This is a genomic window from Amycolatopsis sp. TRM77291 (assembly GCF_054166285.1).
On sequence record NZ_JBSZHF010000001.1, the window covers coordinates 2348210 to 2362857 of the forward strand.

Consider the following 14648-nt stretch of genomic DNA (forward strand, 5'->3'; position numbering starts at 1 on the left):
GAGTGAACATGAGTGAGGACAAGGGTTTCTACTCGATCATCGAGTACGCGGTCGACGGACCGGAGACCCAGGCGGCGTTGGTCGAGGCCTTCGCGGAGATCCAGGACCGCTGGGTCCGGTTCTACCCGGGCTACGTTTCGGCCCGCTTCCACGCGAGCGTGGACGGGACGAGGGTCGTGAACGTCGTCAGCTGGGCGAGTGAAGCGGACTACCGGCATTTCGAAGAGACCTCGGATACCGCGGGACGGCTCGCGGCCATCCAAGCCGCGCTCGACGGCCTGCCCGGCGAGGTCGAGTCGCTGGTCAGCGCGAATCCCCGCTACCGCGTCGTCCGGGAGACGGGCCCTGGCCCGCGAATCGCCGGCTGACGGCGCGGATCCCGAAGGCCGTGAGCAGGCCGAGGGCGGCCAGCCCGAACGGCCGGAGCGTGACCGACCACGGCCACGCCTCGCCGCCGGCCGCGAGGTGGGCGGGCCGGTACTCCAGCGTCCTCGACGTCCATCGCGTGGTCGCGGCGTCCGTCGTACGGGCCAGGTCTTCGAGCACGGCGTCGAACGGGAACCCCGGTCCGGCGTGCAGGTACACCGGTGAGAGCCCGGAGTATCGGTCTGCGGCGTGACTCGCGGCCGCGTCGGTGCCGGGCACGATCAGCCGGTCGAGCTCGGTGGTGGGGGTCCCGCGCGGCGCGAAGGTCAGGCCGTGCCGGGACCGGATCGGCGTGCCGTCGAGACCGACCGCTCGCGTTTCGACCGCGAGGGACTGGCCGTAGGTGTCGAACACCGCGGCCAGTTCCAGCTCACGGATCCCGGTCGTCAGCAGGACTTCCAGCCTGGGCTTGTCCCACCGGAAGGCGGTGTTGAACCCGACCACGGTGTCCGCCGCTTCGAAGCTGTTCTGCTCCATCGGCGGGCTGGAGCCGGGGGAGTAGCGGGCCCATCCGACGGCTTCCGCCGCCCTCCGCGCGGCCTCGGTGCCGGCGAAGCGCTCGGTGAGCCGGAGCGCCCCGTCGATCCCGGAGAGGATCCCCGCCGTGGTCAGGATGTTCCCGTCGTCGACGTAGCGCGTGCCGCGAATCCAGTCCACGGAGGGGAATTCGTCGTCGAAGCCGTCGATGCGGATCCAGTGCGCGGTGGCCTTCCGCCCGTCGAGGAGCCCGGCCTTGGCGAGCACGCCCGAACCGTTGCAGACGCTCATGAGCAGCGAGCCCCGAGCCGACTGCCGCTTCAGCCAATCGGTCACCGGCCGCGTGGTCGGCTCGCCGAGATCCGGCAACGCGGGCACCACCACGACATCCGGCGCGGCCGACGAGAGCAGCCTGTCGAGGTCGGCGAAACCCAGGTCCGGGATGAGGTCGAGCCCGCCGGTCAGCGTGACCGGCCGGACCTCCGGCGCGACGGTGTAGACGTTGAACGCGCCGGACGCGGCCAGGACCTCGTAGGGCGCGAGCGCGTCGGAGACGACAGCACCCTCGTTGCCCACCACGACCACCGCGGTCGGTTTCGCGGGATCGTGCGGCCGGTGAGCCGGGCGCGGCGCGATGCCGTCGCTTCTCGGCGTGTAGCGGTCTTCGAAGCTGGCGTTGAGGGTGACCGCGCCGAAGGTGACCGGCAGGGCCAGTGCGGCGACGGTGAACGTCAGCGCGGTCAGCGTGACACGCAGGAAGGATCGCATGGTCAGAGCCCGTACTCGGCGCGGCGGCGGAGCATGGCGGCGAGCATCGCGGGCACCATCAGCACGTGGCCCGCCGTCATCAGCGTCGATCCCGAGATCAGGCCGGTCCAGAAGAACGGCATGAACAGCAGATACGGCACGTACATCGCGGCCGACATCTCGGCGATCGAAGCCCAGCCGTGGCGCCGGATCCGCATCCACAGCGCCATCCCGAGCGACATGTTCGTCGCCATCACCAGCGCGTTCGCGGTCACGTTCCCGGGAAGGCCCGGCCACACGAACGACCAGACCGGTTCCAGGACGATCATCCCGGCCACCATCGCGATCAGCATCTCCACGGCGTGGCGGACGAAGTGCAGAACGGCCTGCTTGCGGGTCTTCGGTTCGGTCGTGTGCTTCATTTCCAGCTCCCTCGTTCGGTGCGACGGGAGCAATGTTCGGCCGGGTCGGGTCACGGGGGCAGGTGCCGGAAGTCATGTGCGAGGTCATGTGACCGTGTCGTCCGTCCGATCACGCGTGTCGTCCATCCGGTCACGACCCACCGCTCAGAACAGGCCGAGTTCCTTCGCGCGCAGCGCCGCCTGGGTGCGATCCCGCACCTGGAGCTTGGACAGGACACTCGTCACGAGGTTCTTCACGGTGCCCTCGGCGAGGAACAGCGTCTTGGCGATCTCGCGGTTGCTGCGGCCGTCCGCCAGGAGCCGGACGACCTCCAGTTCACGCTCCGAAAGCGGCGTCGTCGACGGCCGGGGTGCCTCGGCGGGGAGCCGCGCCACGTGCGCGACGAGTTTCGCCGCGACCGACGGCTGCAGCACCGATTCGCCCCGCTGGGCCGCGACCAGCGCTTCGACCAGCCGCGTCGAGGAGACGTCCTTGAGCAGGTAGCCGACCGCGCCCGCGCGCAAGGCGGCGAAGACGTCCTCGTCGTCGTCGAACGTCGTCAACGCCAGGACGCGCACGTCCGGTTGTTCGGCCCGAAGCCGGGCTGTGGCGGCGATTCCGTCGAGCACCGGCATCCGCAGATCCATCAACGCGACGTCGGGGCGGAGTTCGGCGCAGAGCCGGACGGCCTCCTCGCCGTCGCCCGCCTCACCGACGACGTCGATCTCCGGCTGGACCTCCAGCAGGGTCGCCAAGGCTTCGCGGAACAACGCCTGGTCGTCGACGATCAGCACCCGGACGCTCACCCCGGCACCTCCACGGTGAGCGTCGAGCCACGCCCCTCTTCGGAGTCGACCGAGACGCTGCCGCCGAGCCCGGCGATCCGCTCGCGCAGTCCCACGAGACCGAAACCCTTGTCCGGCGGGGGATCCCCGGCGAATCCGACCCCGTCGTCGCGGACTTCGAGCCGGACCCGATCGGTGACATCGTAGTCGAGCACGACTGTCGCGGCGGTCGCCCGCGCGTGCTTGCGCACGTTGGTCAGTCCCTCCTGAGCCGCCCGGAACAGCGACTCCTCCACATCGGCGCGGGTGTCCCTCGCGGTGCCCTTGATCTCGAACCCGGTCGGCACGCCCGCCGCGGAAGTCTCCTCCGACAGCGCCCGCACCGCGTCCGCGAGCGGTTCGGAACGCGGCTCCCGCAACGCCGACACCGACCGGCGGACCTCCGCCAGCGCCTCGCGCGACTGGTCCTGTGCCTTGGCGAGCATCCCGTCGGCCCGTTCCGTGTCGCCGGTGCCGATCACCGCGCGGGCGGCCTGCAACATCATCTGGACGACGGTGAGATGGTGACCGAGCCCGTCGTGGATGTCGCGCGCGACGCGGTTGCGCTCCTGGATCGTGGCGAGTTGTTCGGCCTGCGCGGCCTGGTCGCGGAGACGTTCGTGCGCCTCGGCCAGTTCCTCCCGGGCTCGCTTCTCACGGACGGCCAGCTCGGTCACCACGGCGGCGAAGACCATGACCGCCAGCGTCCCTAGTCCCTCGCGGAGCCCGTCCAGCGGCGCCATCGGCAGGTGGATCAACGGGATCACCACCGCGACCCCGAAGGCCACCGGCAGCGGCAGCAGCAACACGGTGTGGCAGACGAGGACCACGAGAAGGAGGACGGCACCGACGGCGGCGCCCGACAGCGAGAACAGGGTGAAACCGAGCGGTAACTGAACGCAGACGTACGCGATCGCCCACGCGCGCCCGTGTTTCTGCACCCAGGGGAAGCCGGCGATCGCGATCGCCGCGTAGACCAGCCCGGTGAGGAGCGTCGGCAGCACGAGCGTCTCGTATCGGGCCGAGCCGAGCGGCAACGTCACGTACGCGACGAGGGTCAGCACGGCCAGGGCCCGGTTCACGGACACACAATGCCACGACTCCCGCATTTAGTCCTCTGAATGCGGTCCTTGCACACGCAACTACCGCATTCAGAGGACGAAATGCGGGGGTTAGGCGATGGTGCTGTTCCGGATCTCCAGCGAGAACGGCGTCTGGACGTCTTCCGGTTCCAGGTCGCTCCCGCCGGCGATACGCCGCCGAAGCAGGTCGACCGCGGCCCGCGCGATCGCCGCCTTGTCCGGCGCGATCGTCGTGAGCGAAGGCAGGCTGTACGCGCTCTCCTCGTTGTTGTCGAAGCCGACGATCGCCATGTCCGACGGCACTTGGACGCCGCGTTCGGCCGCCGCGCGCAGGGCGCCGATGGCGAGAAGGTCGTTGAAGCAGAAGACCGCGTCGGGCGGTTCCGGCAGCGCGAGCAGATGCGCCATCGCCTCGGCGCCGTTGGCACGGTGGTAGCGCAAAGCGGGCAGGACCAGTTCGGGAATGGGCGTGAGACCGGCCTCTTCGAGCGCGGAGTGGTAGCCCTCCAGCCGTTGCGCGGCGGTGTGGCGTTGCGGATGCGCGCCGATGGCGGCGATCCGGCGGCGGCCGAGCGAGATCAGGTGCCGCACCGCGATCCGGGCGGCCTGGACGTTGTCGATGCCGACGTGGTCTATCGGGACGTCGACGACGTGCTCGCCGAGCATCACCAGTGGCACGCCTGGCGCCAGATCCTCGAAGTCGTTGGTGTGCAACGCTTCCGGGCTGATGATCGCGCCGTCGATCAGATGCGGGCCGAGCGCGGACAGCGCGTTGCGCTCGCGCTCCCTGGTGCCGAGGGTCTGTTCGATGAGGACGTTCCACTCGTGTTCCTGCGCCGCCTGCAGCACCAGACCCGCCAGCTCGCCGAAGTAGGGGATGCTCAGCTCGGGCAGCATCAGCCCGAGGAAGCCGGTGCGGCCGCGGCGGAGGTTCCGGGCACCGAGGTTGGGCCGGTATCCGGTCGACGCCAGTGCTTCCTCGACGCGCTTGCGGTTCTCCGGCTTGACGAAGTCGTAGCCGTTGACCACGTTCGACACGGTCTTGACCGAGACGCCCGCAAGCTTGGCGACGTCCTTGAGCGTGGCCACCCTCGCTCCCCTCTGCAGTGCTCCGGCACAGATCCGGCACAGCCTAGCCGCGCGAACGGCGGATTTACAACGTTGTACCAACGATGTAAATCTGGCATCGTCCCTATGAGTGACATGGGTCACCGCAGATCCGTGTGCTCGACTTCCCCGAGGAGCGATCGATGTCCCTGCCCATCCGCCGCACCCTGCTCCTGGTGACCGGCCTCGCGCTCGCGCTGACGGCCTGCACCAGCCGCGAGAACCAGCAATCCGCCCCATCGGGGGCGGGACCGGCCGCCTCGGCGGCGCCGAGCCAGGCCGCGGGGCCGGGATGTGCCCGCGAGAAGACCGGCTACCCGCAGGTGGACGTGAAGAACGCGGTCATCGGCTTCTCGCAGTCGGAGAAGGAGGCGAACCCGTTCCGCATCGCCGAGACGCAGTCCATCAAGGACGAAGCGACGAAACTCGGCGTCCCGGCGGACAAACTCCTGATCACCAACGCGCAGAGCGATCTCAACAAGCAGGTCAGCGACATCAAGTCGCTGCTGGACCGGGGAGCGCAGCTGCTCATCGTCGCCCCGCTGAACTCCGACGGTCTCCAGCCCGCCCTCGACGCGGCGAAGGCCAAGAAGGTCCCGGTCGTCACGATCGACCGCAAGGTGACCTCCCAGCCGTGCACCGACTACCTGACCTTCATCGGCTCCAACTTCGTCGAGCAGGGCAAGCGCGCCGCGCAGGAGATGGTGAAGGCCACCGGCGGCACCGGCAAGGTCGCGATCCTGCTCGGCGCGTCCGGCAACAACGTGACCACCGACCGCACCAAGGGGTTCAAGGACGAGATCGCCGCGACCACGGGGATCCAGATCGTCGCCGAGCAGACCGGCGAGTTCGACCGGTCCAAGGGCCAGGCGGTCATGGAGCAGCTCATCCAGAGCAACCCGGAGATCACCGCCGTCTACGCCGAGAACGACGAGATGGGCATCGGCGCGGTCACCGCGCTCAAGGCCGCGGGCAAGACACCGGGCAAGGACGTCAAGATCGTCTCGATCGATGGCACCCGCAACGCCGTCCAGCTCGTCGCCGACGGCAGCTACAACGCGGTGATCGAGTCCAACCCGCGCTTCGGCCCGCTCGCCTTCTCCACGCTGCAGGACTTCGCCGCCGGCAAGGAGATCCCGCCGACCGTGGTGATCTCCGACGACCAGTACGACTCGGCGAACGCGGCCCAGAAGCTCGGGAACGCGTACTGACGATGGAACCGGTTCTCGAGGTCGAAGGCGTGACGAAGACGTTCGCCGGGGTGCGCGCGCTCGACGACGTGTCGTTCGCGCTGCGGCCGGGCGAGGTGCACGCGCTGGTTGGCGAGAACGGCGCCGGGAAGTCGACGCTGATCAAGGTGCTCACCGGCGTGCACAAGCCGGACTCCGGCACGATCCACGCGCGGGGCGCGATCTCCACGATCTACCAGGAGGTCAACCTCATCCCGCTGATGAGCGTGGCGAGCAACGTGTACCTCGGCCGGGAGCCGCGGAAGCGGTTCGGGCTGGTGGACTGGGCGCGGATGAACGCCGCCGCGGCGGCGCTGCTGAAGGACTACGGCATCGACGCCGACGTCCGCCGTCCACTCGGGACACTCGGGGTCGGCGCGCAGCAGATGGTGGCGCTGGCCCGCGCGGTGTCGGTCGACGCCGACGTCGTGATCATGGACGAGCCGACGTCCTCGCTGGAGCCGCGTGAGGTCGAGACGCTGTTCGAGGTCATCGGCAGGCTGCACGAACGCGGGATCGCGATCGTGTACGTCAGCCACCGGATGGACGAGCTGTACCGGATCTGCGAACGGGTGACGGTGCTGCGGGACGGCAAGCGGGTCCACACCGGACCGCTCGCCGACCTGCCGCGGCTGGATCTGGTGTCGATGATGCTCGGCCGCAGTGTGGGCGACATCCGCTCGCACGGCGCGACGGCGTTCGAGGGCGACCACGAGGCGGGCCGGGAGCCGGTGCTGCGCGCGGAGGGCCTCACCAGCGGCAACCGGCTCAGCGGCGTCTCGGTCGAGATCAAACCCGGCGAGATCGTCGGCCTCGCCGGGCTGCTCGGCTCCGGCCGGACGGAGACCGCGCGGGCGATCGTCGGCGATCTGCCGCTGTCCGGTGGCACCGTCCTCGTCGGCGGAAGGCAAGTCCCGCAAGGGAACGTGGCCGCCGCGATGCGCGCGGGGGTCAGCATGCTCGCCGAAGACCGCAAGACCGAGGGCATCATCCCGCATCTCTCGGTACGGGAGAACATCGTGCTCGCCGCGTTGCCGAAGCTCTCCCGGTTAGGCCTGGTCAGCCGGGGGAGGCAGGACAGGATCGTCGACACGTTCGTGAAACGCCTGCGGATCAAGGTGTCCAGCCCGGATCAGAAGGTCGCGGAGCTCTCCGGCGGGAACCAGCAGAAAGTGCTGCTCGCCCGCTGGCTCTGCACCGAACCGAAGGTGCTGCTGCTCGACGAGCCGACCCGGGGGATCGACGTCGGCGCGAAGGCGGAGGTGCAGGCGCTCATCGACGAACTCGCGAAGGACGGGCTCGCCGTCCTGCTGATCTCGTCGGAGATGGACGAACTCCTCGACGGCGCCGACCGGCTGATCGTGCTCAAGGACGGCGCGGTGGTCGGGGAACTGGCGGGGGAGCAGCTGACCCAGGACCACGTGCTGGCCGCGATCGCTTCGGGAGGCGCGGATGACTAGCACCCGGCAACGAACAGAGGATCCGGGAAGCACCATGACGGATACCGCGAAAACGGTGGACCGGACCCGGGCGGCGCGGTGGCTGCAGGAGTACGGCGTGTACGTCGCCGTCGTCGCGCTCGTGCTGTTCAACATCGCGTTCACGGCGAACTTCCTGACCGTCGGCAACTTCCGCACCCAGCTCATCCAGGCCGCGCCGGTACTGGTGGTCGCACTCGGGATGGCGCTGGTGATCGGCACCGAGGGCGTCGACCTGTCGGTGGGCGCGGTGATGGCGCTGTCGGCCGCGCTCGTCCCGCTCTATCTCGGCTACGGAACGCTGCCCGCGGTCGCCATCGCGCTCGCCGCGGGGCTGGCGGCGGGGGCGTTCAACGGGGTTCTCGTGGCCAGAGTCGGGATCCAACCCATCGTGGCGACGCTGGCGTTGCTCGTCGGCGGGCGCGGCCTCGCGCTGGTGCTCGCCGACGGCCAGCTGATCCAGCTGCACGATCCGGGTTTCCTCGCGCTCGGCACCGGCGAGGTGCTCGGGATCCCGGTGAGCGTGCTCATCGCGGCCGTCCTCGCCGTGCTGATGGCGGCGCTGGTCGGGAAGACGGCGTTCGGCAGGCGGCTGGTCGCGATCGGCGGCAACCGGCGGGCCAGCGTGCTCGCCGGACTGCCGGTCACTCGCGTCCTCATCGGCGTCTACGCGATCTGCGGGCTGCTCGCGGCGCTGGCCGGAGTGCTCTCCACGGCCCGGCTCGGCGCGGGCGACCCCGCGGACGCCGGCCTGCTGATGGAACTGTCCGCGATCACCGCGGTCGTGGTCGGCGGCACCCCGCTGACCGGTGGGCGCGTCCGCATCCTCGGCACGGTGATGGGGGTCCTGCTCATGCAGCTCGTCCGCGCCACGCTCATCAAGCACAACCTGCCGGATTCGACCGCGCAGATGATCCAGGCCGCGATCATCGTCGGCGCGGTGTACGTCGCACGGGAACGGAGCAGCCGATGACCGCGGCGCCCACGATGGCCGCCCAGGACTCCACCCGGCGCGAGCTGATGACCGGGGTCCTGCAGAAACAGGGCGCGGCGATCGCGCTGGTGCTCATGGTCGCCGTCGCGTGGCTGCTGTTCCCGCGCTTCGGCAGCCTGGACAACCTGCGCGACATCGCGTTGCAGAGCTCGTTCCTCGCCATCATCGCGCTCGGGATGACGTTCGTGATCATCACCGGCGGGATCGACCTGTCGGTGGGGTCGGTCTACGCGCTAGGCGGGGTCCTCGCCGCCTACGGGTCGCAATGGGGATTCCTCGTCGCGCTGCTGCTGCCGCTGGCGGTGTGCGGGCTGATCGGCCTGATCAATGGGCTTTTGGTCGCGAAGACCGGGATGGCGCCGTTCATCGTCACGCTGGCGTCTCTGCTGTTCGCCCGCGGGCTGCTGCTCGCGATCACCTCCGAGGGCGCGACGACGTACAAGATCCCGGAAGGCGAGGCGTTCGTCGAACTCGGGCGCGGCACGCTGCTCGGGTTCGGCTATCCGGTGTTCATCGCGGCGGCGCTCTGCCTGATCGGCGGGCTGCTGCTGCGGCGGACCCGGTTCGGGCAGTCGGTGTTCGCGACCGGCGGTTCGGAGCAGTCCGCGAAACTGATGGGGCTGCCGGTGGCCCGCACCAAGGTCACCGTCTACGTGATGAGCGGTGTCCTGTCCGGGCTCGCGGGCGCGCTCACCGCGGCGTACCTGCAATCCGGTGTCACGGTGATCGGGGTCGGCCTCGAACTGGACGCCATCTCGGTCGTCGTCATCGGCGGCACCCTCCTGACCGGCGGAATGGGCACGATTCTCGGAACCGTCATCGGCGTTGGCATCCGAACGGTGATCCAGAACGTCATCAACCAGATAGGAACTCTCGACAGCAACTACCAGTCGGTGGTCAGCGGCGCGTTCCTCTTGGTGGTCGTTGTGCTGCAACGGTCATTGGCCCGTACGACCGCCCGGAGATAGGGAGATCGCATGCACCGAAGAACCGCGCGCGCCCTGAGCGTCGTGGCCGGTCTGCTGGCCGCCGCGACGACACTCGTCCCCGTCGCCCAAGCCGCCCCCGTCCCGCTCCCGACGCCGTGGACGGACCAGGTCTCCCCGTCGAACGCGCTGCCCGAGTACCCGCGCCCGCAACTGGTGCGGTCGGAGTGGCTCAACCTCAACGGGACCTGGGGTTTCACCGGCGCGCCGAACCTGAACTCGCCGCCGATCGGCAGGCCGCTGAGCGAGAACGTCCTCGTGCCCTACCCGATCGAGTCGATGCTTTCGGGGATCAAACGGCATGAGGACAACATGTTCTATCGCCGGACGTTCACCGTTCCGTCCACTTGGGACGGTCGTCGGGTGAAGCTCAACTTCGGTGCCGTCACCTGGGAGACGCGGGTCTGGGTCAACGGGACGTCGATCGGGAGCCACACCGGTGGTTTCGACGCTTTCTCGTTCGACATCACGCCGGCGCTCAAGGCGGGGGAGAACGAGATCGTCGTCGGCGTGGCGTCGCCGGTCGACGGAAGCCGGTACCCGGTGGGGAAGCAGCGCAAGACGCCCGACGGCATCTTCTACACGGCCGCGTCGGGAATCTGGCAGACCGTCTGGCTGGAGCCTGTGCGAGCGGAGCACATCACGCGGCTCGACACCACTCCCGACGTTCCTGGTGGCGCGCTCGACCTCGTCGTCCAGGGCACACCCGGGCAGCAGGCGACCGCCGAAGTGCTTTCGGGTGGCCAGGTGGTCGGGACCGCCACCGGCGCGGTCGGCTCCCACCTGCGGGTCCCGGTACCGAACGCGCGGCTGTGGTCACCGGACGATCCGTTCCTTTACGACCTACGCGTCCGGCTGCCGGGAGGCGACGTCGTCACCGGGTACTTCGGCATGCGGTCGCTGGGCAAGGCGATGGTCGGCGGCGTGATGCGGCCGCTGCTCAACGGGAAGTTCGTCTTCCAGCTCGGCACGCTCGACCAGGGATACTGGCCGGACGGCATCTACACCGCGCCGACCGACGAGGCACTGCGGTTCGACCTCGAACGGCAGAAGGCGCTGGGCTTCAACATGGTCCGCAAGCACATCAAGGTCGAGCCCGCGCGGTGGTTCTACCACGCTGACCGGCTCGGGCTGATGGTCTGGCAGGACATGCCGTCGCTCGACTCGGTCGACGAGGTCCCGAACGGGCACGCGAACTTCGAGTCCGAACTGCGGCGGATGATCGAGCAGCACAAGGGCATCACGTCGATCGTGCAATGGGTGCCGTTCAACGAAGGCTGGGGCGAGTACGAGGCCGGGCGCATCGTGGACCTGGTCCGTTCGATCGACGACACCAGGCTGATCAACCACAACTCCGGATCGAACTGCTGTGTGTCCGATCCGGACCCGGGCAACGGCGACGTGATCGACGATCACGCGTACCAGGTCTCCACCGGTACGAGGCAACCCGACGCGCGCCGGATCGCCGTGCTGGGTGAGTACGGCGGCCTCGGGCGACGCGTCGTCGGGCACGAATGGGAGCCAGGCAAGGGTTTCGCGTACGGCGCGCTGTATCCGGACGAGACGTCGCTGACGAACCGGTACGTGGAGATCACCAAGCAGGTCGGGCGGTTCGTGCACGGCCGCGGGCTTTCCGCGTCGGTCTACACCGAGCCGTACGACGTCGAGAACGAGGTCAACGGCTTCTACACCTACGACCGCCGCGTGCTGAAGATGACCGAGGCGCGAGTGCGCGAGATCAACCAGAAGGTGCTCGCCATCGCCAAGGGCACCGAGGTGGGCCGGGGCGAACTCGTGTCGTTGCGGGTCACCACGGCGGGGTACACGGATCGCTATCTTCGGCACCAGGACGATTTCGTGAGGACCGACGTCCTCGGCGAGGGCAGCGCGGACCTCGCCAAGGAGGACGCGACGTTCTGGGCCCGCCAGGGGCTGGCCGACGCGTCGTGCCTGTCGTTCGAGTCGCGGAACTACCCCGGGCACTTCCTGCGGCACGCGTCGTCGCGGATCCGCAAGGACGCGAACGACGGCTCGGCGCTGTTCGCCGGGGACGCGACCTTCTGCGCGAGGGAAGGCTCAGGCGGAACAGCGTTGGAGTCCTTCAACCAGCGTGGTGCGTACCTGCGGCACTACGGCGCGACCGTCTATCTGGCGCGCAGCGGCGGGCCGAACCCGTGGGACACGCCGTCGAGCTTCGCGGCGGACACGACGTGGGCGGCGTCTGTCCCGCTTTGGCGCAGCGGTGCGGATTTACCGCTGGACCAGGCGCGATCGTTCAAGGTGACCACACCCGGCTTCACCGACCGGTTCCTGCGGCACCGTGACGGCCTCGCGCGGACGGACGTGGTGAACGCGGGGAGCGCGGCGTTGCTGAAGGCGGACGCGACGTTCGTCGTGCGGCGCGGTCTCGCGGATCCGTCGTGCTACTCGCTGGAGGCGCGCAACTATCCGGGCCAGTTCCTGCGGCACGCGGACTTCCGGGTGCGGCTGGGCGGGAACGACAACACCGACCTGTTCCGGAAGGACGCGACGTTCTGCGCCCAGCCCGGGGCCGGTGGAGTGCGGCTGGCGTCGGTGAACGAACTGGGCACGAACATGCGGCACTACGCCGAGGAGGTGTACGTCGCCGTCAGCGGCGGTGGCCACCCGTTCGACAACCCGGTCTCGTACGACCAGGACGTGACCTGGGCGGTCTCCGCGGCCTGGGCGCCGTAGCGGGTCTCGCGCCGTGGGTGCGCCGGGTTCCCAATGTCGCATTTGAGACGCTCAGTGTCCCTGATGCGACATTGGGGACACCGGCTCGCCCACGATGACGGTGCTCAGCCGCAGCTCACCACAGCGTAAGCACCGGAGCTGCTGTTCTCGGCGATGGTCGTGCCGTCACCCCTGCTGATCCGGCAGGTGATGGTGCCCCCGCCCGCGTTCTGCGCGTTCATGTTGATGCCCAGAGCCGATTCGTCGGACTCGATGGTCTTGGACCACTTCTTGCCTTTGACGTTCGTTTCCTGGGAAATATTGAAGCCGGGCTTCAGGTAGGTGACGGACGAGATGCCCGATCCCGTGGTGGTCACGCTGTAAGTGATCTTCCGGGCTTTGCTCGCCTCTTCTTCGTCCGCCTTTCGCTGCGCGATCGCGGCTTCGGAGGACTTCCGTTCCGCCTCGGACGAGCGGCCGGCCGACTCGGCGATCGAACGTGAGACGGACTCGCGGGCCGCTTCGGCCGCGGAGCTCACCGATGCCGCGACAGCGGGATCCGTGGTGGTCACGATGGGTGGGCTGGACAAGGTCGAACCACTGATCGCGGTGCGCCCGGGATCATCGGTCTTGCCGCCATCGGCGATCGCGACGATCAACAAGACCGCGACGACGGCGCCGGTGATCCAAGGCCATTTCTTCCGCTTATTCGGAGATTCCGGAGCGGGCGGCATCGTGGGCGGAAGGCTCATGTGAATCGCTCATTTCGTTCCAGCGTCCCCGTGGACGCCCTGCACCACGAGTCGAGCCGTTCGCGGCCACCGTTACCTCAAGCACCGAATACAGGTCGAAAGACCCTAAGGGCCATGGTCGAGCATCGCGGGCCCCGGAGTCCTCCGTCGATACTCCCGGTAACCTTGCGCTCATGACCGGCCCGGACACACCCGCCTCCTTCAAGCTCGCGTACGTCCCCGGCGTGACGCCCTCGAAGTGGGGCCGGATCTGGAACGAGCGGTCGCCCGACGTGCCGCTCGAACTCGTCCAGACGACCGCGGCCGAGGCCGCCGGGCTGGTCCGGGAGCGCGAGGTGGACGCCGTCCTGTTGAGGCTTCCCATCGATCGCGAAGGGCTGCACGCGATCCCGCTCTACACCGAGACGACCGTCGTGGTCGTCCCCAAGGACCACCTGGTCGCCGCCGCGGACGAGGTCTCCGTCGACGATATCGCCGACGAAATCGTGCTGCACCCGCTCGACGACACGCTGGACTGGGAGCGGCCGCCGGGGAAACCCGCGCTGGAGCGCCCCGCCACCACGGCGGACGCCATCGAGCTGGTCGCCGCCGGTGTCGGGCTCCTCGTCGTCCCGCAGTCGCTCGCACGGCTGCACCACCGGCGCGACCTGACCTACCGCCCGATCTCCGGCACGCTCGAATCCGGTGTCGCGTTGTCCTGGCCGGACGAAGAGACCTCCGACCTGATGGAGCAGTTCATCGGGATCGTGCGCGGCCGCACGGTCAACAGCACGCGCGGGCGGCAGCAGGCCCAGGAAAAGCCGGCGCCGGAGAAGAAGACCCCCGCGAAGGCCAAACGCCCTCAGCCCGCCGGCCGGAAGCCGCAGGTCGGGAATCGCCGCGCTCCTCAGGGCGGGAAGCGCGGCAAGCCCCGTCGTCGCGGTTAGCACCGGTGGCCGGGGCCGCTCTTGGTCGCGGAAGACGTCGCGAAAGCCACTTTCGGGACATCAGGCGTCGCGAAAGTGGCTTTCGCGACGTCCTCCGGCACGGCCTGAACTGAGGTCAGCTTTCGCCGCGGGTGGCCTTGAGGCGCGCCTCCTCCTTGCGCACCTCGGCCTGCGTCTCACGCTCCCGCTGCAGCCAGTCGGGGTTCTCGTTCTTGATCGCGTCGATCTCCTCGGTGGTGAGGGCGCCGGTGATCCCGCCCCGCGCCAGACCGCTGATGGAGACGCCCAGCTTCGCCGCGATGACCGGACGCGGATGCGGCCCGTTGCGGCGCAGTTCCCGCAGCCACTCGGGCGGCTCGGCCTGCAGCGCGTTCAGCTCGTCGCGGGAGACGACACCCTCCTGGAACTCCGCCGGGGTCGCCTCGAGGTACACACCCAGCTTCTTCGCCGCTGTCGCGGGCTTCATGGTTTGAGGGGTTTTCTGCGACGTCATTCCCTCAGGGTAACGAGCGGCCCGGGCACCG

At 69.0% G+C, this 14648-nt stretch carries 14 protein-coding genes; 7 read left to right on the forward strand and 7 right to left on the reverse strand.

Annotation, left to right across the window (positions count from 1 at the left end; translation table 11 throughout):
- The first annotated feature begins 8 nt into the window (after positions 1 to 8).
- The gene (locus ACXIZN_RS11045) at positions 9 to 368 is read left to right on the forward strand and encodes an antibiotic biosynthesis monooxygenase family protein (RefSeq protein WP_457954106.1); all 360 of its coding nucleotides are present in this window, start codon (positions 9 to 11) and stop codon (positions 366 to 368) included.
- Here the strand turns inward: ACXIZN_RS11045 and ACXIZN_RS11050 are convergent.
- The 5 genes from ACXIZN_RS11050 to ACXIZN_RS11070 all read right to left on the reverse strand — a co-directional run bounded on the left by ACXIZN_RS11050 (position 304) and on the right by ACXIZN_RS11070 (position 5047).
- Positions 304 to 1671: a DJ-1/PfpI family protein gene (locus ACXIZN_RS11050; RefSeq protein WP_457954108.1), complete on the reverse strand. Its 1368-nt coding sequence runs from the start codon at positions 1669 to 1671 to the stop codon at positions 304 to 306. The two genes, ACXIZN_RS11045 and ACXIZN_RS11050, sit on opposite strands and share 65 nt — an antisense overlap.
- 2 nt (positions 1672 to 1673) lie before the next feature.
- Positions 1674 to 2072, reverse strand: coding sequence for a hypothetical protein (locus tag ACXIZN_RS11055; protein WP_457954110.1), 399 nt, complete (start codon positions 2070 to 2072; stop codon positions 1674 to 1676).
- 144 nt (positions 2073 to 2216) lie between these two features.
- Positions 2217 to 2858, reverse strand: coding sequence for a response regulator (locus tag ACXIZN_RS11060; protein ID WP_457954112.1), 642 nt, complete (start codon positions 2856 to 2858; stop codon positions 2217 to 2219).
- Positions 2855 to 3958, reverse strand: a complete 1104-nt coding sequence (locus ACXIZN_RS11065) for a sensor histidine kinase (RefSeq protein ID WP_457954114.1) — start codon at positions 3956 to 3958, stop codon at positions 2855 to 2857. Before ACXIZN_RS11065 ends, ACXIZN_RS11060 begins: the two co-directional genes overlap by 4 nt.
- 90 nt (positions 3959 to 4048) lie before the next feature.
- Entirely contained in the window at positions 4049 to 5047 is a 999-nt protein-coding gene (locus tag ACXIZN_RS11070) for a LacI family DNA-binding transcriptional regulator (protein WP_034318806.1), read from the reverse strand.
- 161 nt (positions 5048 to 5208) lie between these two features.
- Between ACXIZN_RS11070 and ACXIZN_RS11075 the strand changes: the two genes are divergently transcribed.
- From ACXIZN_RS11075 to ACXIZN_RS11095, 5 genes are read left to right on the forward strand one after another with little or no spacing between them, the layout of a single operon-like run.
- Positions 5209 to 6276 carry an ABC transporter substrate-binding protein gene (locus ACXIZN_RS11075; RefSeq protein WP_457954115.1) on the forward strand — a complete coding sequence of 356 codons (1068 nt, stop codon included), beginning with the start codon at positions 5209 to 5211 and terminating at the stop codon, positions 6274 to 6276.
- Between the two features lie 2 nt (positions 6277 to 6278).
- Positions 6279 to 7754: a sugar ABC transporter ATP-binding protein gene (locus ACXIZN_RS11080; protein ID WP_457954117.1), complete on the forward strand. Its 1476-nt coding sequence runs from the start codon at positions 6279 to 6281 to the stop codon at positions 7752 to 7754.
- 34 nt (positions 7755 to 7788) lie between these two features.
- Positions 7789 to 8745: an ABC transporter permease gene (locus tag ACXIZN_RS11085; protein ID WP_126735093.1), complete on the forward strand. Its 957-nt coding sequence runs from the start codon at positions 7789 to 7791 to the stop codon at positions 8743 to 8745.
- The gene (locus tag ACXIZN_RS11090) at positions 8742 to 9734 is read left to right on the forward strand and encodes an ABC transporter permease (RefSeq protein WP_457954119.1); all 993 of its coding nucleotides are present in this window, start codon (positions 8742 to 8744) and stop codon (positions 9732 to 9734) included. The genes ACXIZN_RS11085 and ACXIZN_RS11090 overlap by 4 nt, the downstream gene beginning before the upstream one ends.
- Before the next feature lie 9 nt (positions 9735 to 9743).
- Positions 9744 to 12467, forward strand: a complete 2724-nt coding sequence (locus ACXIZN_RS11095) for an AbfB domain-containing protein (RefSeq protein ID WP_457954120.1) — start codon at positions 9744 to 9746, stop codon at positions 12465 to 12467.
- A 104-nt stretch (positions 12468 to 12571) separates the two neighbouring features.
- Here ACXIZN_RS11095 and ACXIZN_RS11100 read toward each other — a convergent pair whose 3' ends face one another.
- Entirely contained in the window at positions 12572 to 13198 is a 627-nt protein-coding gene (locus ACXIZN_RS11100; RefSeq protein WP_457954122.1) for an MmpS family transport accessory protein, read from the reverse strand.
- Between the two features lie 173 nt (positions 13199 to 13371).
- On the opposite strand from ACXIZN_RS11100, the gene ACXIZN_RS11105 reads away from it, so the two are divergent.
- Positions 13372 to 14124, forward strand: coding sequence for a LysR family transcriptional regulator substrate-binding protein (locus ACXIZN_RS11105; RefSeq protein WP_457954123.1), 753 nt, complete (start codon positions 13372 to 13374; stop codon positions 14122 to 14124).
- A 115-nt stretch (positions 14125 to 14239) separates the two neighbouring features.
- Here ACXIZN_RS11105 and ACXIZN_RS11110 read toward each other — a convergent pair whose 3' ends face one another.
- Positions 14240 to 14590: a DUF5997 family protein gene (locus ACXIZN_RS11110; RefSeq protein WP_457960494.1), complete on the reverse strand. Its 351-nt coding sequence runs from the start codon at positions 14588 to 14590 to the stop codon at positions 14240 to 14242.
- Positions 14591 to 14648 lie beyond the last annotated feature (58 nt).